The sequence below is a fragment of the Mucilaginibacter sp. P1_A3 genome, from assembly GCF_056406855.1.
In genome coordinates, this window is the sequence record NZ_JBFTZJ010000001.1 from 845,988 (window position 1) to 867,906 (window position 21,919).

Consider the following 21,919-nt stretch of genomic DNA (forward strand, 5'->3'; position numbering starts at 1 on the left):
AATTTGCCAGCCGTATTACAAATAGTTTGAAATCAGGTATTTGTTAATCTTTGTTGCCTAAAAGGTCGTCTTATATCGTCATTTTACTGCCGGATTTTTAGTGAAAAATCAGATATGACAGTGAGGGAAATAGCGAAATAAAAAGGATAATTATTTGAGATTATTTGTATGTGACTGATAGATAAATATTTAGCCGTTGGCATTAAAGTGGCAACCCAGCTTGCAAAAGCAAACCAAATGGGAACTTCAAAAACAAATTCAATGCTGCTCTTCTCTCCCTTCCGCCTTGGGGATTTGCGGCTAAGCCATCGTGTTGTGCACCCGCCGCTTACCCGGCTCAGAGCTAACCCCGATGACAGTGTCAGCGACATCATGATTGAATATTATCGTCAAAGGGCATCTCCCGGTGGTTTCATGATTACAGAATCGGTGCATCCTTCTTATGATAGCCGCGGCTATTTTGGCGCGCCGGGTATCTATGAAGATGACCACGTTACCGGTTGGAAGAAACTGGCTGATGCTGTTCATGCAAAAGGCGCTTACATATTTATGCAGCTCTCGCACGATGGCAGGCAATCCCATGTCGACCTGAGCGGAGGAAAAGCGCCGATCGCTCCATCGGTTGTTCCATTTGAAGGCCTCTCATTCACGGCTAATGGCTGGGTGCCTGTTTCACCTCACCGGGCCCTTGATTCCGATGAGATCCCGGCACTGGTTGATCAGTTCCGTAAAGCGGCAGAGCGGGCGAAAGAGGCCGGTTTCGATGGCGTAGAACTACATAATGCCAACGGCTACCTGGCGGATACTTTCCTGCAGGACGGCACGAATAAACGTACAGATGCTTATGGGGGAACGATTGAAAAAAGGGCGGCATTGTCATTGTCTCTCGTGGAAGCCCTCGTATCTGTCTGGGGAGGAAGCAGGGTTGGTGTAAGGGTTTCTCCAAGTGGAAAATGGGGTTCTATATCTGACTCAAATCCCGAGGCTACGTTTGGCTATTACGCCCAGCAACTGAATAACTATGGATTGGCTTACCTCCACATTATAGAGCCAAGAGTGATGGGAACAGAAACCATAGAAGAAAGCATGCCGCCAGTTGCTTCTTCTTTTCTGCGTCAGGTATTTAAAGGCCCCATAATCGCTGCCGGTGGTTTTGACCGCCAGGGCGCGGAAGCCATCTTGCAAAAGGGGGACGCCGACCTGGTGGCCTTCGGGAGATATTTTACGTCAAATCCTGACCTGCCGGAACGCCTTATGCAAAACCTCCCGCTAAACCCTTATGTCCGCGAGGCTTTCTGGGGCGGAAACGAAACTGATTATATTGATTTTCCAGTCTATAATTTCTGATAATGAAAAACCCATGTCTACAAAACAAGTAAATCAGCAGAAGGAACCAGTGGAAGTTGAGATCATGGAAGACAACTTAAAAATGCAGGTCTGTAAGTTCAGGCGATCAGTGTGTTTAGCGGTAGGAGAAGTTTCAGCAGCACTGGCCAACCACGACCAATTAAAAGGTCAAAATGGGTTTGTTAATAGCCACCTGACAGAGGCACAAATCCCACAAAACAATCCCCAGGCTTTATTTAAAAATAGTCTGACAGCCTACCTGGAAATATTCACGTCAAAAAACGGTTCGCTAAAAAATGAATCTGCAATAGCAACTAAAGCAAAACAACTTATGACCGCTGCCTCGGGCTTGTACCGCTCATTTGGCGGCGGAGGGAATGAAACAATTAAATAAAGATCATATATGGAAAATCAATCAAAAAAAGTAACCCTGTTTACACCGCTTAAGCTGGGCAAGTTCGAGCTTGCGCACCGGATCGTACTGCCACCGCTTACGCGAATGCGTACGGTCAACGGGTTTATTCCCAACGATTGGATGGTGGAATATTATTCGCAGCGTGCGACCAAAGGAGGTTTTATGGTTACTGAAGGAACGGTGATCAATGAAACCGGCCATGGCTACTATGGTGCACCGGGCATCTATACCGATGAGCAGTTAGAAGGGTGGAAAAAGGTGACGGCGGCTGTTCACGAAAAAGGGGGCATTATCTTCAACCAGCTTTTTCATGTGGGACGCCAGTCCCACCGGAGCTTGCAGCCCAATGGCGCGGAGCCAATCGGGGCATCAGCGATTCCACATGAGGACCTCGTATTTACGCAGCAGGGATGGGTTCCGGCAGAGCCAAACCGTGCGCTGGAAACCGCCGAGGTAAAAGCGTTGGTTAAAGACTATCATCAGGCAGCGTTACGTGCAATGGAGGCCGGTTTCGACGGCGTTGAACTGCATGGGGCAAACGGCTACCTGATTGATCAGTTCCTGCAGGACGGTACAAACCACAGAACTGATGAGTATGGCGGCAGTATGGAAAACCGCGTGCGTTTGATGATGGAAGTTCTCGAAGCAATGGTTGATGTCTGGGGTAAAGAAGCCGTAGGCATAAGGCTGGGGCCAAGCGGTACATTTAATTCTATGTCAGACAGTGATCCTATAGCGTTGTTTGGTTATGCTGCAGAACGTTTGAACGAGCTTGACCTGGCTTATCTGCATATTATTGAACCAAGAATAAATGGTAATATCGAGATAGCTGATGGTTTAGAGCCTGTTGCATCTATGCATCTTCGTAAGATCTTTAAAAACAAGCTGATCGCTGCCGGGGGATTCGACCAGGCAAAAGCCGAAGACATCCTTGAAAAAGGATATGCTGATCTTGTTTCCTTTGGGAGACATTTTATTGCAAACCCTGACTTGGTTTTCCGGTTTAAGAACGGTATTCCGCTCACACCATACGACAGGGAAACATTTTATGGCGGAAATGAGAAAGGATATACAGACTACGCATTTTACGAAGCGTATGTCGAGGCATAAAGCCGAAGACAGTCTTTTATTACCATTGCAGCCTTTAAGGTGCAATGGTAATTTTTTTTCTGCAGGCTGCATGATCAATTTGCGTTTGACAACGCGTGAACCAATTTTCCCAGTGTTTTTAAGGCATCGGCTATTTTGTTGCCCCACAAAGGGCAGCAATTGATCCGGATGCAATTATTATAACGATCTGAAGCCGAGAAGATTTGGCCGGGGCAAAACCCGATACCATACTTCAGTGCTTCACGCTGTAGGACCAGCGCGTTTAAGTTTTCGGGTAGCTCTATCCATAAACTGTAGCCTCCTTTTGGGCAGCTGATTTTTACCGTATCCGGAAAATACTCCTGTATCGCATTCCTGTATTTTATAATTTGAATTTGCGCAAACTCGCGCAGCTTTTTAATATGAGTATGATAATTGCCGCTCTCTAAAAACCGGCCTATGGTATCCTGCAATAATCCATTGGTTGAAATATTGGCCGAGAACTTGAGCTTTTCAATTTCGGCATGATACCTGCCTCCGGCTACCCATCCAATTCTGAAACCGGGAACCAGTGATTTGGAAAACGAAGAGCAATAGAGCACGTTGTTATAACTGTCATAGGCTTTGGCAGGCAAGGGTCTTGATTTGGCAAAATTGAGCTCGCCCAGGGTATCATCTTCAATCATGGGGATGCCTTTTTCACCCAGCATATTTACCAGCTTTATCTTACTTTCTTCGGACATCGAGCAGCCATACGGATTTTGACAAACCGGCATAAACAAGCAAGCGGCAACCTTATTGGTAGCTAATGCGGTTTCCAATTCATCAAGGTTCAGGCCGGTAACTGGATCCATGCTAATGGCTAAAGCCTTTAGGCCTTTACTTTCCAGGCATTGCAGGAGGCCTGCGTATGTTGGCGATTCGACAGCAACAATATCCCCGGGTTTGGTCAATACATCAAGGCAAAGCCCAATGGCCTCTGTTGATCCGTTGGTTATCAGGATCTCTTCCTGTTTAACGCTTGTTTTCCATTCAAATGACTGTAAAGCTATCTGTTTCTGCAAGCGGGGATGGCCTTCTAAAAAGGAGTATTGAAAAATATTTTTTTCCTCCTTTACCGAAGCCTGCATGGCCTTGTTGAGTTTGGTAATCGGAAGATATTCATTGATGGGGGCAAGTGAAGAAAAATTGATCACGCTATGTTTAACCGTATTTTTTAACATGGCCGCAGCCATGCTGCTTACTTCAACAATCTCAGGTAGCGGAGCGAAATTGCTGGCCGCCGATCTGGCCAGCGGATTTTTGTTAAAAGAGTTGATGTAATAGCCCGAGCCCGGCCTTGAAATAACGGCCCCCTTTGCTTCCAGGATAGCATAAGCCTGGTTTACTGTGGTTAAACTAACCTTCAGTTCATCCTTCACCTTACGTACAGAGGGTAGCTTATCTCCCGGTTGCAGCTGAAGGCCGATAATGGTTTCTTCTAATTTACGAACTACCTGTTCATAGCGGAAAGCTTTGTGACTCATTAAAGATCTCTATAAATACTTAACAAAAATACGCCTTATAAATGGGAGGCTGGCCTGTTGAGGAAGGAATATTGCAATTGGTTAACAGATTTATAAACAAGGGTTAAATGGGCAACTGATATCCTTTTTTTGATGCCAACTGTACCTTTTTGTGTGTCCTGTTAAACCTGAACTTTGACCCGAGGATCAATCGAAATAACCCGGTTATTTCGATTGGTTAAAGTTTAAAATTTATTCATTTAAAAATGCAAACAAATAATAATACTGAAGCAGCTGTAAATAGTACAGACCTGTTTACACCTGTTCAATTAGGGCCATACCAGCTTACTCACCGTGTAGTTATGGCTCCTTTAACCCGCATGCGTACCGAGTCGGATTTTGTTCCTAACGATCTTTTAGTTGAGCATTATAGCCAGCGTACTACCCAGGGTGGGTATATCGTGGCCGAAGGTACGGTCATCTCTGAAACTGGTCATGGTTATTATGGTGCCCCTGGCATCTACACCGATGAACAGGTAGAAGGTTGGAAAAGAGTAACTACTGCGGTACATAACAAAGGCGGGATTATTTTTGATCAGCTTTTTCATGTTGGCCGTCAATCACACAGTAGCCTGCAGCCAAATGGCGATCAGCCGATAGGCGCATCCGCTATCGAATTTGAAGATTTTGTATTTACGCCCACCGGCTGGGTGCCGGCTGACCTGAACCGGGCGATGACCACGGAAGAAGTAAAGGCTATGGTAGAAGATTACCGGAAAGCTGCCATAAGAGCTAAAGAAGCGGGTTTTGACGGTGTAGAATTACATGGCGCAAATGGTTACCTGGTAGATCAGTTTCTTCAGGATGGATCTAATCAACGGACCGATAGCTATGGTGGTTCGATTGAAAACCGCGTACGTTTTATGCTGGAGATCGTTGAAGCACTCGTTGAGGTTTGGGGTGCCAATCGTGTCGCAGTACGTTTAGGGCCAAGCGGGACATTTGCTTCCATGTTTGACAGCGACCCTATCGCACTATTCAGCTATGCAGCAGAACAGCTTAACAAATTTGGGCTGGCTTACCTGCACCTTATTGAACCGCGCGTTAAGGGCTCTGTAGAAGAAATAGAAGACCTGGAACCTGTAGCAGCAATACACCTGCGGAAAATTTTCAAAGGCACCATCATTGCCGCCGGCGGTTTTGACGGCGAAAAAGCCAATGATATCCTTCAAAAGGGAAACGCTGACCTGGTAGCATTCGGAAGGCATTTTATTGCCAACCCCGATCTGGTTTTCCGTCTTAAAAACAACCTGCCGCTTAATGCTTATGACAGGGATACGTTTTATGGAGGCGATGCACCCGGGTATAACGATTACCCGTTTTATGAAGCAGAAAGAATATCTGCATAATATTGGAGTTGAAGATTCAAAGAAAGAAACACGGGTGATCCGTGTTTCTTTCTTAAATATACTTTGAAACCCGCTTTGTCAGGCATGCTTCATCGCCGCATTTCTTTCGATGAGTTCCATCAGTTTTTGAGGTTCATAATAAGCTACCCATAAAGAAATAGCTTTTCCTTCTTTGATCGACCAATGCTCTGAGATCCGGACTGAATAATCGGTTCCTTTAAGGCCAATGTCAATTGCAATTACCACCAATTCGTTTTCGCCTACGAGTGAAACGATCTTACAACGTTTAAAGTCGAGTACCGCAGTTACCTGGTGAAGCACGTTATTCAGGTAGGCATTTAAATCACTGGTGCCGCCCCAGGGCAGGTAATCAGGGGCAGAAACTTTGAATTCGGGATCGAAAATCTCTCCATATGCTCTGGCTTCACTGTCTGTGCCCCCTTCATAGAAACTACGGACTAAAGCCTTATTCTGGTCTGTTAATAGTTGATCTGTCATGATGTTTTATTGCTGATTTTTAAGATCGATAACTACATTTTCTGTGGCATATATCCAAAGAATATGCTCCCTGTCGATAAATTTGGCTTCATCCGGGGCTATGGTTTTCAGGTAGTTTTCTGTGCCAAAAACCTGGTTGATGTCCTCCATTTTCTCAAACCAGATTTCAGCAATGCCATCAAAAGGCGCAACCGGGAACTGTTCAAGAGATTCACCGGTACTATGCACCTGGATATATTTTTTAACATATTGTTTAACCTCCGGCTGACTTGAAAATAAGGGGCCGTGAATATTCCTCCAGTGTGCGCTGAATTCTTCGAGCGTAAGGTCTGACCTTCGCGGGACAAGTATGGATAGTTTGATCATGGCCCAATGCTTATTTTGCTGAACCTTTTGCCGCAGCTTCGATTACTGCCGATACCTCTTCAGGATGCGTCATGTAAGCCACATGGCTCGCTTTTATCTCAGTAACCTTTGCTTTAGCTCTTTTGGCCATAAAACGTTCGGCATCAGGCGGAATCATCCTGTCCTGGGTTGACACGATATACCAGCTCGGTTTATTGTGCCAGGCAGCTTTTGTCAGAACTGTTGTAAATGTAGGCAAGCCGGATGGAGTTTGTGCATGAGCCATAAAGTCTGCCTCCGCTGCGGGAAGATCCGGGCAAAAGTCCTTAGAAAACTTTGCTACGTCATACCATACTAATCCGTTTACCGGAGGAAGCACAATTCCTGATTCAGGATTTGGAGGGCCAGCCTTTAAAAGGCCAAGTAAAGACTCCCCTGCATCAGGAGCGAATGCTGATACATACACCAGGCCGGCGACGCTTGACGTGTCACCCGCCTCCGTGATGACTGCTCCGCCATAAGAGTGGCCAACGAGGATCACTGGCCCTGTCTGCCTGGCCAGCACGGCCTTAACAGCCGCAACATCGTCGGCAAAGGTAAGATTGGAGTTAGCTACGACATCTACGTGGTACCCTTTGGCAGTCAGTATTTTATAGATACCTGACCATCCCGAACCATCGGCCCAGGCACCGTGTACAAGTACAATGTTTTTAACCTGCGCTGAAGCACTTTCGCCGAAAAGTAATCCGGAGAAAAAGATAATGGCAATCGTCAGTAACGCCCTTACCTTTTCTTTTTTGAAGAATTCTGTTTTCATGATTGAATTTTTAAGTTTTATTAAATATTTATTCACTCATGAAAGACAAGAGTAATACCAAAACACAAGGATTTGATATTCAGTTATTTATGATTTAATTCCGAGAATAACCCGTTTTATTTCGTTATTCCACCAACTGATTATCTGTGAAGCTAGTCCGCCTGCACGTTCCTGGGACTGTCGGTAAGCGCATGTATTGGAACATGGTGTAGATTGTCTTGCAAAATGCAGACTAAACGGTTTGTTTCTTTGAAGCTTTGATAAAGCTCAGAAAAATCAGCAGCCACACCGATGCGAAAAACAGAAAAGTACCGCCCAGCCAGGTCGCATTTTTTATCGTAATCAGATTGACGGTCCCATAGCTGATTATCGAGGTTAATATAAAAAGGCCGCCACCGGTAATGCCACTTACTATTCCGCCGTATGAAGAAAATCTGCCTAGGCAATAGGCAAATACATTGTTAAATAGAAACCCTGAAAATAGGTGGATAAGCGCAGTAAACACGATTAGTACTATAAGACTATTATAAGCATAGCTGATGGCAACCATTAATAGTGAGAGCAAAAGCTGGATACTAATACCGCCGAGTAGTTTTCGATTCAGTGGTTTATTGATCAATGTCCTGGATATAATGCCGCCGGTCATCAGCGAAAGCCCGGAAACCAGTGAACAATATCCGGTGACAACAGGTTGCAGGTGAAAAACATGCTCGATGATAAACGGAGAAACCATTCCGTAAACCACGAGCATCGCGTAGCTGATCGAGATCATCAGTAAGCCAACCATGTAGTCGCGGGCCCTCAACGTTTCAGCATAAATATTCAATATGCTTTTTAACCTGAAAGGGTTCTTGTTCTGCAATGATTCACCGCCATAAAATATTTCCAGAACCAGTATAGCGGCTGTTGTAATTCCTAAAAACCAGAAATTACTTCTCCAGCCAAACCAGTATTCCAGGTAACCGCCGAGAAAAGGAGCAATGATAGGAGATGCTGCCCATACAATTGAAAATAGGCTTGTATAACTTTTTAATTTTGGTCCGGAATAGAGATCTATAAAATAAGCGCGTTTACCAACCACAATTAAGGCGACGGTCATCCCTTGGATCGCACGCATTAGGTATATCAGCTCAATCGAAGCAGTACAAGCTATGGCGAAGCTTGAAAGGGTAAATACAGCAAGTGAAATAAGCCCAAGGCGATAACGGCCAAAGCTATCCAGCAAACTGCCGACAAACAACTGGGCAAGTCCGGAAGTAACCATAAAGATTACCAATGTGAGCTGTACATTTGTTGATTTTACCCCCAGGCTATGCGCCATGGCTGGCAGCGAGGGGATATAAATATCCGTGGCAAAACCTGAAAGAGGAATAAGCGCAAATGCAAGCACTGTGCTTATTCCATGATGTTCTTTTTCAAATACTCTCACCCTGTACAGATTACCATGGCATTTCTTCACCCATATGGATCATTTTTCCGGTCGGTCCATCCTCTCCAAGCAATGCCAGGCCCACACTTGTCTTTGCACCATCCGTAATACTCATTGGCGCCTGGTCGTTGCCCCCCAGTTCTGTTTGAACCCACCCCGGATGTGCTGAATTGACTTTTATGCCAAGCGGAGCAAGTTCGTCAGCAAGCTGAATGGTGAACATATTCAGCGCGGCTTTTGCAGAATTGTAGGAAAGTACCCTGAATCCGGCAATGGGGCTTTCGGGTTGTGAATGGATCGTAAGCGAACCCAGGATACTGGATAGATTGACGATCCGGCCGGAAGTGCTCTTTTTAATCAGGGGTAATAATTCCCTGGTGAGATAAACTACACTGAAGAAGTTAGTTTCATAGATATGTTCAAATTCTTCTTTGGAGGTTTCCAGCGTTTTGCTTACGAAAAGTGACTCCTTTGGGGCCACACCTGCATTATTAATAAGAATATCCAGCCTCCCAAATTTTTCTGAAATATAGGCTGCCGCGGCTTTGCGCTCTTCCTCGTTGGTCACATCCAGCTGTATCCCGTAAGCATCAATACCCTGACCGATCAGTTCCCTTGCCGCGCGCTGCGCAACGTCCAGCTGGCGTGCAGTAATAATTACGGTTATTCCTTCTTCGCCAAGTTGTTTGGCTGTTTCAAACCCGATACCGCGATTTGAACCGGTTACCAGGGCTATTCTTTGATCTTTCATGAATTTGGTTTTAAAATGTGTCGTGAAAGCGGATTAAACAGTTTGTTTTTTTACCGCTTATTTACTATAAGATTATTTGGCTTGTTAGTTGCAAATGAGAAACAGGTACTAATAAAGTAATGTGGAAATTGCCGGTTCCAGGATTTTAAGACGGTTTGAAATACCAAGAGCAGCGAAAGAACCCGTTAAAAGATCTTCCCCTTCAGAGTAATGCGACCAGCCCTCATAATGGACAGGAATGATTATGGCATCAGGAAATGCCGCAGCGGTATCAACCACGTCGTTGCTGTCCATGGTCAGGCTGAATGGTGTGCGTGGTTTTGCCGCCCCTGCAAATACAATAACATATTTGGGTTTGAACTTTCCTGCAACTTCAGCAACGCCTTGGTAAAAAACACTATCTCCCGTCAGATATATACCCGACTCGCCATCACCGTTGATGGCGATCATAAAACCTGTAACATCTCCCGCAAGTTTTTCAACGTCTGCCGGACCATGCCTTGCCGGTGTTGCTGTAATGGCGATCTCATCGCCGGATGGCGCAGTGATACGTATTGTTTCCCATGGTAGCATACCTTTGACGGTGCCTCCAAGTCGTTGGGCAGCGGCCGGCGTAGACAGAACCAGTGGAACGATACTTAAGAGCTGACGCCCAGCCTTGTCTAAATTATCATCATGCTGATCGTGACTCAAGAGAACGAGGTCGATGACTCCAATGTCTTGAAGCGCTGGCCCTGACAGCTTTTTAATGATGTAATCAGGCCCGGCAGGAAAATCTCCGGGCGGGTCAAGTGTAGGGTCTGTTATGATCCGCAAACCACCAATCTCAAAAATGACGGTCGGGCCGCCAATGTAAGTTACATGAATAGCTGTTTTCATCTTTGTTAGCTTAATTTAAAATCCAAAATGTCAATTGATACCATAACAGGTTCAGCGCTATAACTGCCATCAGCGTTTCTCAGATAAATTCTCCGGGTCGTCGCTATTTTAATTCCATTAAACTCTTTATAATCCTTTACATAGTGTGAAGAGGGTACGGACTGCAGGATATCCGGCGCGTAATCATGCCGTCTTAATAAATGATCTTCACCGAAAAAAAATACCTGTACCTTGTTATGGGTTTGAATATAATCAGGGAAAGTAACTTCCAACCGGCGCCAGGTTTCGCCATCCTGTAGCCATGGTTCCAGTTCATTTAAAACAAAACCCGGAAGTTTGAAATTAAAAGGAGCCGTAAAGTATGTCCACCAGGCATAATTGCAAAAATAATACGGTTGAAAATCATTCCACTGACTTTCCAAATGTTCACCGTCAAACATGGATCGCGGATGCTTTACTTCGCGTATTTCACCATTTTCCCCGTTCTGAATGGTGAGTTTATCTGACGCCCATTTTGAAATTTGGTATGGGTCAAGTAAAGAATGGTAGCTGCTGCGCTGTTCACCTATGTTCGCCTCATAAAACCCGTCAGCCAGTAACCCGGATTTTCCTTTTATTTCCCAAATATGGCCACCTGTTTTCAAATGAACTTTCAGATGGTTAAATTTTTCCCATTGTGCCATTCCACCATGTGCATCAATTACCAGGTCGATCAATTCATTCATGATTTTTTATTTCCAACGGAATAGCCAATTATATGCCTATTTTTAAATAGCTGAATATCAAATAGTTGTTCCGGATTGAATTTTTCTTGCTGTCTTATTTCGTCATTTTACCGGGAGGGATGAGATGTTATTTTTTTTGACCCCTAACGATACGTGACTGATTGTTTTGGTGAATTCTCGAAATAAAACAAATAAATCCATATGGTTTCTTGTTAATAAATTGATTTCCAGGTATTTGTATTCTGGCAGTAAAGTGGCTTGGGAAATGAAAATATTAGTAATGTAACAGGAAACGTTTCGGTGTACTGGTCTTTGCTTTTTAATATGGAGAAGTGAATTTGGTAAAATAGCGATATATCACGCCAAAATTTCACAGCGCCCTTGTAATAATTTGATTATTAGTCTGATAGTATTGGTGTGAATATTGGAATAGGGGTTGAACATTATGAGAAAATTTATCTGGAATATCTCTGAACGACAATCTGTCCTCCATTTCAAAGCCAGCTACTTTACAATCGGGCATTTGTCGGGAAGCTTTAATAAGATTCGTGGACAAGTGATCGCAGGTGCACAGTTTGAAGAACCCGAAGTTGATCTGATTATCAGTGTATCTTCAGTGGAAACACTGGATGCTGAATTAAACAGAAAAATAAGGTCCGCAGACATATTGGATTCATTGGCATTTCCTGAAATGTCATTTACCTCAGTTGGTGGTTGCCGGGCCAGCAGCGGCGTGATCTGGGAATTAGAGGGGGATTTTAAAATTAGGCAGATCAGTTCGTCAATTAACCTGATTGTCAATTTTTCAACTGTAAAAATCAAAGGCAGAAGAACAACGGCATTATTTCATCTTTTTGGGGAAGTTGATTTAAAAAAAAGCGGCTTAAGCGTGTTATATAACAAGGGAATTATTGAAAGATTAGATGTAAGTGCGGAAATAGAACTAACAAAATCCGGAGAATCAACCTGAACAATAATGATGGGTTTTAAATTGTACATTTAGATGATGGAAAAGTATCTTGCCGAAATAGAAATGGATAACAGATATGCCGTTAGGCTGCTGAATCTTTCTGTCGCGGTATGGCCGCTAACTGTTATCAGAGAATTCTTTAAAACAGTGGCGGAAGAGATACAGGAAATGGTCGATTTTGAGGCTGCCGATCTATTCATTTTTGACGATGAGGCTTCAGCAAAGCATTCGGGGTATACCTTTAAAAACGGACTGATTTATGAATTTCTGAGCGTGACAGACCCGCTTTTTTTTTCCGCACAGGGAAGAGCATCGATTAGCAGTTTATTTCTCCCGGGCATATCAAGACAGATCAGCGGGTCTTATTGGATGAACAGAGTACCAGCGGCGTCTCTTTTCTTTAAAAAGGAAACGGAATATAAATTCACCTTTTATATCCCATTTTTTCGTCAAAGCGATTTGGCAGGTTTTTTCCAGTTCAGGACAGGTAACAGGGATGGATTCAGTAACGCTGAGCAGGAGATACTTGCGTTAACGGGAAAATTACTGACACCAAAATTGGAAAATTTGCTGAACGCTCATACGGCAACCGCACCAAAAGTTCATGAAGCAGGGCTTGATCAGTTGAAATTAGAGCTGTTCACTTTTAGCAATGAAATTGCCGCGATACGAAATAAAGAAGATTTTAACAGGCTTATTCAACAAAGAATTACCAATTTGTTTCCAGAGCTGGCCATATTGGTTTACAGGACCGGCAATGGAGGCAAATCCTACCAGCCCGTAGCAGCAAGCACAGGGACTGCCATGGAAGGCGGAGAAGAGCTACTGTTCGCAGGGGATTCGCTTGACCAGGATCTGCAAGCCCTAAACACCGTTTTTCGGTCGCTTAAAGAATTGGCAGGTAAACGTAGTTCTCCTAAGCTTTTTAATGAGTTGGTAAACCGGGGTTGGGTTAATGCCGTTTTAACGGTCATTGACAGTAAAAACCGAAATACCGGGCTACTGATCGTCCTTTTAAAAGAAACATTCCAGGCACCAGCTTATTTCGCCGAGGCGCTTCGTGAGATTGCCAGGCAGTTATCAATTGCCTTGAATAATGTGATAACGAGTGAAAAAATTGAAGAACAGTTTGACGAAATAAGAAAATACAAGCAACAGCTTGAAATTGAAAATAATTACCTACAGGAAGAAATTGCCACGGCTTTTAACTATAATGATATTGTTGGGTTGAGTCCGGTGATGCAAAAAGTATTTTATATGGTCTCCCAGGTGGCTGAAACACAAAGTTCTGTTTTAATTCTCGGAGAAACAGGTACAGGGAAAGAACTTATCGCACGGGCCCTTCATAACACCTCATCAAGGAAAAAGAAGATGATGGTAAAAGTGAACTGCGCGGCACTTCCGGCAAATCTGATAGAAAGCGAACTTTTCGGTCATGAGCGCGGTAGTTTTACCGGTGCCACAGAACGGCGCATAGGAAAATTTGAGCTCGCAAACAACAGTACACTGTTCCTTGATGAGATCGGCGAGTTACCGCCGGATCTTCAGGTCAAATTGCTGAGGGCATTACAGGAAAGGGAAATAGAACGTATCGGTGGAACCGCCGTCATAAAGGTTAATGTCAGGATCGTGGCGGCTACCAACCGTAACCTCCTGGAAGAGGTGCACGCCGGAAATTTCAGAAGTGATCTGTATTTCAGGCTAAACGTATTTCCGATATTATTACCTCCACTCAGAGACCGCAAAGAAGACATTCCATTACTTGCCAGCCATTTTTTAGAGAAACATATTAAAAAAGCAACGCGCCGGATCACTGGTTTTTCATCTAAAGTACTCAAGCAACTTGGTGCGTATGACTGGCCAGGCAATGTAAGAGAGCTGGAGCATTTGATCGAGCGATGCGTGTTGCTGACAAATGGACCGATTATCAACCAGATTCCGGTTTTGATGACTGGAATGGAAGATATGGGTGATGCTGTCCCGGATATTCGGATAAGGACAATTGATGAGATCGAACGGGAGCATATTATGATGGTGCTCAACAAATGTAGAAACAAGGTAGCGGGGATCGGCGGAGCTGCTGATGTTCTGCAAATACCGGCGTCGACTTTAAATTCCAAAATGCGACGCCTAAACATCAAACGTGCTTACAAGAATTAACAAATTTTTCTTTTCTGTTTTATATAACACCGCGTTTTGGGGAATTAGCGAAATAAAACAACTCCCTTAATTTCGCATTGCCAATATAATTGAAAATCAGCCACTTAATTTGTGGTATCTTTATAGCACTCAGTACAGGCCAGGTTAACTGGCTATTATCTATTTACAATTTCAGGTTGCTTTTTCATAAAAGGCAGAATTCAAGTTAAATAAATGGGAAAGCAGCATGTATAAGCAGCTAATTTTAATCAGTTTATTGATATTCAGTTCAACTGGTTTGAAAGCGCAGCGGGAACTTCCGCAAAAACCAAGCGAGCTATTTCCTTTAATTGAAAAAAGCAATCCGGATACAAATAGGATCAAGCTCCAATTGCAATTGGGAAGTTATTACCTTTTTAAATCTGGTGAATATAAAAATGACCTGGACAGCGCTTTAAATTTTTTTACCCAGGCCATGCAGTTAAGTGCCACGCTCCATTCTATAAAATGGCAAAATGCCGCTTTGACCCTTAAAGGAAATTGTTTCCTGGAAGGGAATGATATCAAATCTGGAAAGGCTTGCCTTATGCAGGTAATTAACTATTATCACAAAACCGGTCAAATGAAATTGGAAGCGGAGACCTGGGTCAGATTAGGTGACAATATCCCCGGGTTTCCAAATCTTTTAGATGACAAAGCATTTTGTTATACCCGTGCGCGAATTTTATTTAAAAAACTAAATGACAGGTTAAGTGATATTACTATGTTAAAAAACTTGGCGGATATGCATCTTAATCAGGGCAAAATTGACCTTGCCGAAAAGGAACTATTTGATGTACTAGGCCAGTTTAAGGCTATTCATTATCAAAAACTGCAATACACTTATGATTTACTTTCATCTGTATATAATTTAAAAGGGGAACTGCAAAGAAGATTGTATTATCAATTAGAGGCTATAAAATACGCCGAAGGTACTTTACCCCCTTCCGAAAGGGAATATTTTTACCTGAGAGCTGTAACGGTCTATGCCGACTTAGGAATGCACGATAAAGAAGAATTCTATTGCTACAAGGCACTAGGCGTTTCGAAAAAAGGTAAGGGCTCATATTTCGTAAATGAACTATCATGGTTGACCAAAGATTTAATATTAACAAATAGAAGCCAGGAAGCACTTCGCCTTTTAAAACAAAATTATAAACCGGGTGATATATTGAATCTGGATCAAAAAAGAGTTTTATTTAAGCTGTTCGGAAACTGCTACACAGCCCTCAAACAATATGACCTGGCTGAAAAATATTATGTGGCAATGCTAAATATAAACGAAGCCCTCGCCGACGAATCACAATACCAAACAATCGCTAATTTTTATATAATCACTCAACAGTTTACAAAAGCAGCCTTCTTTTTGAAAAAACTACAGGGTTTTCCAAAAGGCTTAATTGGCCCGTTAAACTTACGCGAAATTGAGTTGATGAGGTTCAAAGTTGATTCGGCTTCTGGAAACTACCTTTCAGCTATCGGGCACTTTCAAATATTTAAAAAAGTAAATGATTCCTTATTTAACGCTACAAAAAGCAAACAAATTTCAGAGCTTGGCATAAAATACGAAACTGCCCAGAAAGAAAAATCCATTACCTCTCTGAAAAGTCAAAGCCTGGTACAGCGCACCCAGCTACAAAAGGCAAACCTGCAAAGGAATATAACATTTATAGGAACCGCTATGCTGTTAATTATAGCAGGGCTGGCCTATAATGGTTACCGTAACAAACAGCGTGGTAACCTGAAATTAAAGGGGAAGCAATATGAGATCAACAAACAAAACCTTGCGCTGCAAAGCTTATTGGGTGAAAAAGACTGGCTTCTGCGTGAAATACACCATCGGGTTAAAAATAATCTGCAAACAACAATTAGCCTGCTGAACATGCAATCAGCCTATCTTTCTAATGACGAGGCATTGGCCGCGATCCGGAATAGCCAGCGGCGAATGCAGGCTATGTCGTTAATTCATCAGAAGCTATATCAGTCTGAGACTATGACCCATGTAAAGATGTCTGACTATGTAGCAGAATTGGTATCCTATTTAAAAGAAAGCTTCAAGGGGGCGAAGGAGATAAATTTCATCCAAAGAATTAAGCCAATAATGCTGGAAGTAACACAGGCTATACCTTTGGGCCTTATAATAAACGAAGCGGTAACTAATGCCATTAAATATGCATTTCCTCTAAGCCAAAAGGGCGATATTTCTATAATCTTAAAAAAAGATAATGAGTCAATAATCCATTTAGATATTGTTGACAATGGAGTGGGGATGCCAATCGGCTTTAATTCCTATGAGCAAAATAGTTCGCTGGGACTGAACCTTATCCGGGGCCTGGCAGACCAAATTAACGGCGCACTTACAATAGAAAATGATGAGGGGACTATTTTAAGTATTGCGTTTAAAGATAACGGCATTTTTAACAAGGAAGAATTTGACAGTATTACTCAGGAATACTAAACACTATTGATATGGACGGTAAGATTTTAATTGTAGAGGATGAATTTATTATAGCCAGCGATTTGCGTATGATATTGGAAGGGGCAGGTTATGAAATAGCCGGGATAGCAGCCTCTGTCGCAAAAGCACTGGAAATTATTGAATTAAAACGGCCTGCCTGGGTGTTCCTCGACATTTATTTATCGGGTAAACTAAACGGAATAGATTTGGCTAAGATGCTTGTAGAAATGAATATTCCGTTTATCTATGTTTCAGCTAACTCAAACCAAAGCGTTTTGCGCGAAGCGCGTATGACTAAGCCTTATGGGTTCCTGGTCAAGCCATTCCGGGAACAGGATGTACTGGTAACACTGGACGTAGCCAAGTACCGTCATGAAAATGATGTGGAAACACAGTTGCAAAGTGAAATGGTTCTCAAAGACCAGGTCATGAAAATTTTTGCAGAAACTATATCTTCCGATGAGGAGGTTGCCCGGATTGTCACTGCGCTGGAGTCCCATATCCCTTTTGATTTTTTCACGATCAGCTGGAAGGATAAATCGGGAAAGTTCTCCGAGGTACGTGCATTTCAAAAAAGCGGAGAGGGATCATTCCGGCTTCTTGATAAAAGCGATTTCTTTTTAGCGATAAAGAAAACTCCCGGAGAGTTGCCGGCTCTGACAAATTTTTCATCCCTGACCAACAAGGCGATTTACCTTACCGGCAATGCCTTCCTGGAGATTTGCAGGCAGAACAGTTTTGAACACCTACTCAGGCGAAACTTTGAGCTGAATTCAGCGCTCATTAAAACTTTCGAAATCTGCAGTTGGGGACAGCTTAACTTTGCGCTATATAGCCATAATGATAAAGGGTTTAATAAACAGCACGCTACACTACTGGATCGCCTGGACCTTTTACTTGTCAGAATTTCGGATCAGTTACCTGAAATAAAAAAACTTGGTACCGTAGAAACGCAATCAAATGTTCCGGAAACTGCCGGTGAAATAACTAACGATGGGCTAATTCCTGCGATCTTACCTATCGAGGTCGCCAGCAACGGTTTAGTCGGAAACGCCCGGGTGTTTACTAAAATCAAAGAACAGGTGAGCACGGTAGCTGCTTTTGACATATCGGTATTGATCCTCGGCGAAAGCGGTACAGGCAAAGAAAAAATTGCCCGCGCTATTCACGAATTGTCTGATCGCCGGGCTAAACCCATGATCAAAGTCAATTGTGCTGCAATCCCAGCTACACTTATAGAGGCAGAATTATTTGGTTATGAGAAGGGAGCATTTACGGGGGCCTTTGACCGCCGGATCGGGAAATTTGAACAGGCTAACGGGGGAACCATATTTCTGGACGAGATAGGCGATATCCCATTGGACCTGCAGGTTAAGCTTTTATGTGTCCTACAGGAAAGAGAGATTGTGAGATTAGGTAGCAACCAGGTTATTAAAGTGGACATCAGGATCATAGCGGCTACCAACTGTAACCTGGAAAAATCTATTGCCGCAGGTCGTTTCCGTCTTGATCTATACTACCGGCTCAATGTTTTTCCAATAACCATGCCACCGTTAAGGGAAAGGAAAGAAGACATTCCGGACCTGTCGCGGTATTTTATCTCCAATCTCACAACTAAAATGGGCAGACGCGCAAAGGATATTTCAACAGCAGCATTAAAATCATTAATGGCGTATGACTGGCCGGGAAATATTCGGGAACTGGAAAATATTATTGAACGTAGTTTGGTGCTGAACAGGGGCGACCTTATTGAAGAGGTGGAGTTACCTGAAAATCAGCTAAACGAAATGCCGGTACTACTTCCTGATGGCAAGATCAAAACAATCAGGGAACTCGAAAAGGAACACATTATGTCGACACTGGAATATTGCAACGGAAAAGTTTCCGGTGCCGGCGGTGCTGCTGAACTCCTTGATATCCCGCCTAATACACTATTCGCCAAGATAAAGAAACTGGGCATTTTAAAGGGTTTTTAATATTAGGATTGAGTTTCAGAAACTGATAAAGTCAAATAATCCATTGAGGTATTCTAACTACCCTTAAATAAATATTTGTTTTTTTGATAAAGCACCTGTTAATAGGTTTATTATAAAAAATAGAATATTCATAAACATTAATCAATTGGAAATGAAAATATTTGTATCAGGGTGCTCGCTGTTAATTTTATTTTTATTAAATGTCACGTCAATATTTGCACAAAATACAGCAGGGTCACTGGCTGTACTGCCAAATGATAACATTCCCATTGACAAGCTTTTCAGCCAACTAAACCAGGCTTCTGTAGACAGTCAAACTAATATCCTGCTGAAAATAAGCAAATATTATTGGTATGAAGGTACATCTCCGGGGCTTGACAGCTGTTATATATATGCAATTAAAACCCGCGACCTAAGTGTCGCACAAAATAATGTCGAAGGGAAAAACGAAGCGAATTTTATGCTTGATAAAGTATTACTGAGCAAAAATAAGGTTTCCGAGGCTGTTAGGTTGTCAAATTTTGTATACGGTGAGGAGAGGATTCGGCTGTTAATGCTTTTGGGAGAACATTTTCTCTTTATGCCCGACATGAAAAAGGAGAACACCGAAAGAGCATTTACTTTTATTTCAAGCGCCAACAAGCTTTGTGATTCGATTCATTCCAAGGCGTGGAAGTATCCCTGTTTGCTATTAACGGGGAAATATTTTTTTGCAATCGGCAATCGAAATGCCGGTAAGCAATCCATTATGCGGATCATTAACGACTGCGCGCGAACAAAGGACGTTGCGTTGGAAGCTCATTACTGGTCTGAACTTGGAATATACATGCCTTCTTCGGATAGCACCTATCTTGAAATAATACACTGTCACGAAATGGCTGTAGCATTGTTTTCTCAGATTGGTAATAAAGAGGAGGCAGCCTATTCCCTTAGAGACGTAGCTGAAATGAATGTTTTTCATAATCGTATCGATAAAGCTGAACAGCAGATGCTTCAGGTGATTTCTATCCTTAATTCAATAAAATCAAAGATTTCGTTCGCCACCTACAACCAAATGTACATTGTTTACAGTTATAAAGGCGACTATGGAAAAGCGCTTCACTATTTATTACTGGGCAGTGCCTTGTTAAAGCCAGGGCAATGGCGTGAAAAAAGACTTTGTTATAAAAACCTGGCCTGGTTTTATCAATATTTAAAGATGCCTCAGAAAAGCCTATATTTTTTCAACAAAGCTTTAGCCATTGATGAGGTAGAATTAGATAGGAAATGGTCATATTCTATTGCTTGCGATATGATACATGAACAGATAGCAATTGGCCAGCAAAAAAAAGCCTATGCTTGGCTAAAAAATTTTATAAAAAAATACCCGCCACTAAGCTACAGCGATAGGGTGTATGAATCAACCTCATTTGGTGAATTGTATAACACTTTAAAAATGTATCCACAAGCAGAAAAAGCTTACCTGCAAATGATATATTATAGCCGCTTTGTTGAAATGAATGGAACAACAACACCAATGTGGGACCATAAACAGCCAGGGAAAATGCCCTACTATAATATTGGAAAGTTTTATGTGGAGAGACTCCAATATTCAAAAGCTAAAAGCTATCTACTGCATGCTTTAACTATGAATAATGATAATGATCCTGCTGTAATTATGGATACTGAATTTCAGTTATATAAAGCAAATGTTGGCCTAAAGGATTTTGAATCCGCACTTCACAATTTTGAAGCGTATACCAAACTTAATGATTCAACCGCTAATGTGACCAAGACAAAGCAGCTTCAAGAATTGCAGATCAAATATCAAACTACACAAAATGAACAATCTATAAAGCTGTTACAAAGTAAAAGTAAATATCAGCAAGCAGAATTAGCAAGTTCAAAATTTCAAAAAAAAGTATTCATCGCGGGTGCAGGCACAGCTTTACTAATAGCAGGAATCGCTTTTTGGGGTTACCAGGGTAAAAAAAGGAATAACTTAAAACTGGAAGCAAAGCAGATCGAAATCAATCTCCAAAATGGTGTTCTGCAAAAGCTGCTAACAGATAAGGACCAACTGATTGGGGATAAAGACTCCTTGTTATCGGAAAAAGAATTATTGCTGCGCGAGATCCATCACCGGGTAAAAAACAACCTCCAGACGACCATGAGCCTGCTGAACATGCAGTCCAATTATATCGACAATGAAGCCGCGCTTGACGCAATTCGCAGCAGCCAACACAGGATGCAGGCAATGTCACTTATCCATCAGCAATTGTATCAGTCCGACACGGTCGCGTATATAAACATGGATATATATATCAGGGAACTGATCAATTATCTAAAGCAGAGTTTTAATGGTGCCGGAAACATCTCCTTCAATTTACGGGTAGAAGAGCTGACCTTAGATGCAGTTGAAGCCGTTCCATTAGGTTTAATTGTGAACGAAGCAGTAACCAATGCGATTAAATATGCTTTTCCCGGTGGCCGGACAGGAAATGTCGATGTTATACTGACGGCAATGATTGATTATACATATATTCTTAAAGTCAACGATGACGGGATCGGGATACCGGAATCTTCAGGGCAGAAAGCTACAAGTACGTTGGGGATGAATTTAATGAAGGGTTTGTGCGAACAACTGGAAGGGGAATTTACGATAGACAGAAGAAATGGGACGAGCCTGATCTTTAATTTTAGAGTTAAAAGAAATATTCAGGAGGAAATTGTAGCCTGATGTGGATTTTTTATTTTTATCCTTCAAAATTTGTTCTACAGCCTATAGAAACTCCGATAAGTGTTCCAAGAATTTTCCTTCTGGCTACCTTAAAAGAAGCGTAGTTGGAATCACAAACTCACATATTCGTCATGTTGATAAGCTAATAAACCCAATTAAGAAATCGCAGATAAATAACATGGTGGTTTAAATAATTGAAAAATTCGCTCCTAAATTTCAATTCGTCGTAATTTTTCAATGAATTGGTTCGAAAAACAGCCTGTCTGGGGAGTTAAAACTTCGATACTACCAAAGAGTACTGAAGAAAATTTAAAAATATTTTTAAAGCCTGTTGATTGTTCAACAGGCTTTAATTTTGGAGGGTAGCCTGTTAAGAGAATTTTGTTATCTTCGACTTAAACAGCTTTCA

The 21,919-nt window shown here is 42.4% G+C and carries 17 protein-coding genes; 9 read left to right on the forward strand and 8 right to left on the reverse strand.

The features are described from left to right. The first annotated feature begins 207 nt into the window (after window positions 1-207). The 3 genes from AC1D0K_RS03380 to AC1D0K_RS03390 are packed head-to-tail and all read left to right on the forward strand — an operon-like array spanning window position 208 to window position 2,872. Entirely contained in the window at window positions 208-1,347 is a 1,140-nt protein-coding gene (locus tag AC1D0K_RS03380; RefSeq protein WP_477395348.1) for an alkene reductase, read from the forward strand. 13 nt (window positions 1,348-1,360) lie between these two features. Next, window positions 1,361-1,741, forward strand: a complete 381-nt coding sequence (locus AC1D0K_RS03385; RefSeq protein ID WP_477395350.1) for a hypothetical protein — start codon at window positions 1,361-1,363, stop codon at window positions 1,739-1,741. Between the two features lie 9 nt (window positions 1,742-1,750). Beyond that, entirely contained in the window at window positions 1,751-2,872 is a 1,122-nt protein-coding gene (locus tag AC1D0K_RS03390) for an alkene reductase (protein WP_477395352.1), read from the forward strand. A gap of 74 nt (window positions 2,873-2,946) precedes the next feature. Here the strand turns inward: AC1D0K_RS03390 and AC1D0K_RS03395 are convergent, their stop codons facing one another. Next, window positions 2,947-4,377: an aminotransferase-like domain-containing protein gene (locus tag AC1D0K_RS03395; protein ID WP_477395354.1), complete on the reverse strand. Its 1,431-nt coding sequence runs from the start codon at window positions 4,375-4,377 to the stop codon at window positions 2,947-2,949. A gap of 245 nt (window positions 4,378-4,622) precedes the next feature. On the opposite strand from AC1D0K_RS03395, the gene AC1D0K_RS03400 reads away from it, so the two are divergent. Continuing rightward, on the forward strand, window positions 4,623-5,765 hold the full coding sequence (locus AC1D0K_RS03400; protein ID WP_477395356.1) for an alkene reductase: 1,143 nt from the start codon (window positions 4,623-4,625) through the stop codon (window positions 5,763-5,765). 78 nt (window positions 5,766-5,843) lie between these two features. Here AC1D0K_RS03400 and AC1D0K_RS03405 read toward each other — a convergent pair whose 3' ends face one another. The 7 genes from AC1D0K_RS03405 to AC1D0K_RS03435 all read right to left on the reverse strand — a co-directional run bounded on the left by AC1D0K_RS03405 (window position 5,844) and on the right by AC1D0K_RS03435 (window position 11,209). Beyond that, a complete protein-coding gene (locus AC1D0K_RS03405) occupies window positions 5,844-6,263 on the reverse strand; it encodes a hypothetical protein (protein WP_477395358.1) in 420 nt (139 codons plus the stop codon). 6 nt (window positions 6,264-6,269) lie between these two features. Continuing rightward, window positions 6,270-6,629 (reverse strand): EthD domain-containing protein, encoded by a 360-nt coding sequence (locus AC1D0K_RS03410; RefSeq protein ID WP_477395360.1) that lies wholly within the window; start codon window positions 6,627-6,629, stop codon window positions 6,270-6,272. Between the two features lie 10 nt (window positions 6,630-6,639). Beyond that, on the reverse strand, window positions 6,640-7,425 hold the full coding sequence (locus AC1D0K_RS03415) for an alpha/beta hydrolase (protein ID WP_477395362.1): 786 nt from the start codon (window positions 7,423-7,425) through the stop codon (window positions 6,640-6,642). A 232-nt stretch (window positions 7,426-7,657) separates the two neighbouring features. Then, window positions 7,658-8,854, reverse strand: a complete 1,197-nt coding sequence (locus tag AC1D0K_RS03420; RefSeq protein WP_477395364.1) for an MFS transporter — start codon at window positions 8,852-8,854, stop codon at window positions 7,658-7,660. 10 nt (window positions 8,855-8,864) lie between these two features. Beyond that, window positions 8,865-9,605, reverse strand: coding sequence for an SDR family oxidoreductase (locus AC1D0K_RS03425; protein WP_477441795.1), 741 nt, complete (start codon window positions 9,603-9,605; stop codon window positions 8,865-8,867). Between the two features lie 108 nt (window positions 9,606-9,713). Continuing rightward, the gene (locus tag AC1D0K_RS03430; RefSeq protein WP_477395368.1) at window positions 9,714-10,484 is read right to left on the reverse strand and encodes an MBL fold metallo-hydrolase; all 771 of its coding nucleotides are present in this window, start codon (window positions 10,482-10,484) and stop codon (window positions 9,714-9,716) included. Between the two features lie 5 nt (window positions 10,485-10,489). Then, window positions 10,490-11,209: a hypothetical protein gene (locus tag AC1D0K_RS03435; RefSeq protein ID WP_477395370.1), complete on the reverse strand. Its 720-nt coding sequence runs from the start codon at window positions 11,207-11,209 to the stop codon at window positions 10,490-10,492. A gap of 445 nt (window positions 11,210-11,654) precedes the next feature. Between AC1D0K_RS03435 and AC1D0K_RS03440 the strand changes: the two genes are divergently transcribed. The 5 genes from AC1D0K_RS03440 to AC1D0K_RS03460 all read left to right on the forward strand — a co-directional run bounded on the left by AC1D0K_RS03440 (window position 11,655) and on the right by AC1D0K_RS03460 (window position 21,510). Further along, window positions 11,655-12,179, forward strand: coding sequence for a YceI family protein (locus AC1D0K_RS03440; protein WP_477395372.1), 525 nt, complete (start codon window positions 11,655-11,657; stop codon window positions 12,177-12,179). 33 nt (window positions 12,180-12,212) lie between these two features. Continuing rightward, a complete protein-coding gene (locus AC1D0K_RS03445; RefSeq protein ID WP_477395374.1) occupies window positions 12,213-14,339 on the forward strand; it encodes a sigma-54 interaction domain-containing protein in 2,127 nt (708 codons plus the stop codon). 226 nt (window positions 14,340-14,565) lie between these two features. Next, window positions 14,566-16,815, forward strand: coding sequence for a tetratricopeptide repeat-containing sensor histidine kinase (locus AC1D0K_RS03450; protein ID WP_477395376.1), 2,250 nt, complete (start codon window positions 14,566-14,568; stop codon window positions 16,813-16,815). Between the two features lie 11 nt (window positions 16,816-16,826). Beyond that, a complete protein-coding gene (locus AC1D0K_RS03455; protein WP_477395378.1) occupies window positions 16,827-18,791 on the forward strand; it encodes a sigma 54-interacting transcriptional regulator in 1,965 nt (654 codons plus the stop codon). Window positions 18,792-18,942: 151 nt separating this feature from the next. Next, a complete protein-coding gene (locus AC1D0K_RS03460) occupies window positions 18,943-21,510 on the forward strand; it encodes a histidine kinase dimerization/phosphoacceptor domain -containing protein (protein ID WP_477441799.1) in 2,568 nt (855 codons plus the stop codon). Window positions 21,511-21,919 lie beyond the last annotated feature (409 nt).

Excerpts from the sequence above, each read along its gene's own strand:
- AC1D0K_RS03385 (WP_477395350.1), top strand. The coding sequence starts at position 1,361 with ATGTCTACAAAACAAGTAAATCAGCAGAAGGAACCAGTGGAAGTTGAG.
- AC1D0K_RS03390 (WP_477395352.1), top strand. The coding sequence starts at position 1,751 with ATGGAAAATCAATCAAAAAAAGTAACCCTGTTTACACCGCTTAAGCTG.
- AC1D0K_RS03395 (WP_477395354.1), bottom strand. The coding sequence starts at position 4,377 with ATGAGTCACAAAGCTTTCCGCTATGAACAGGTAGTTCGTAAATTAGAA.
- AC1D0K_RS03400 (WP_477395356.1), top strand. The coding sequence starts at position 4,623 with ATGCAAACAAATAATAATACTGAAGCAGCTGTAAATAGTACAGACCTG.
- AC1D0K_RS03405 (WP_477395358.1), bottom strand. The coding sequence starts at position 6,263 with ATGACAGATCAACTATTAACAGACCAGAATAAGGCTTTAGTCCGTAGT.
- AC1D0K_RS03410 (WP_477395360.1), bottom strand. The coding sequence starts at position 6,629 with ATGATCAAACTATCCATACTTGTCCCGCGAAGGTCAGACCTTACGCTC.
- AC1D0K_RS03415 (WP_477395362.1), bottom strand. The coding sequence starts at position 7,425 with ATGAAAACAGAATTCTTCAAAAAAGAAAAGGTAAGGGCGTTACTGACG.
- AC1D0K_RS03425 (WP_477441795.1), bottom strand. The coding sequence starts at position 9,605 with ATGAAAGATCAAAGAATAGCCCTGGTAACCGGTTCAAATCGCGGTATC.
- AC1D0K_RS03430 (WP_477395368.1), bottom strand. The coding sequence starts at position 10,484 with ATGAAAACAGCTATTCATGTAACTTACATTGGCGGCCCGACCGTCATT.
- AC1D0K_RS03435 (WP_477395370.1), bottom strand. The coding sequence starts at position 11,209 with ATGAATGAATTGATCGACCTGGTAATTGATGCACATGGTGGAATGGCA.
- AC1D0K_RS03440 (WP_477395372.1), top strand. The coding sequence starts at position 11,655 with ATGAGAAAATTTATCTGGAATATCTCTGAACGACAATCTGTCCTCCAT.
- AC1D0K_RS03445 (WP_477395374.1), top strand. The coding sequence starts at position 12,213 with ATGATGGAAAAGTATCTTGCCGAAATAGAAATGGATAACAGATATGCC.
- AC1D0K_RS03450 (WP_477395376.1), top strand. The coding sequence starts at position 14,566 with ATGTATAAGCAGCTAATTTTAATCAGTTTATTGATATTCAGTTCAACT.
- AC1D0K_RS03455 (WP_477395378.1), top strand. The coding sequence starts at position 16,827 with ATGGACGGTAAGATTTTAATTGTAGAGGATGAATTTATTATAGCCAGC.
- AC1D0K_RS03460 (WP_477441799.1), top strand. The coding sequence starts at position 18,943 with ATGAAAATATTTGTATCAGGGTGCTCGCTGTTAATTTTATTTTTATTA.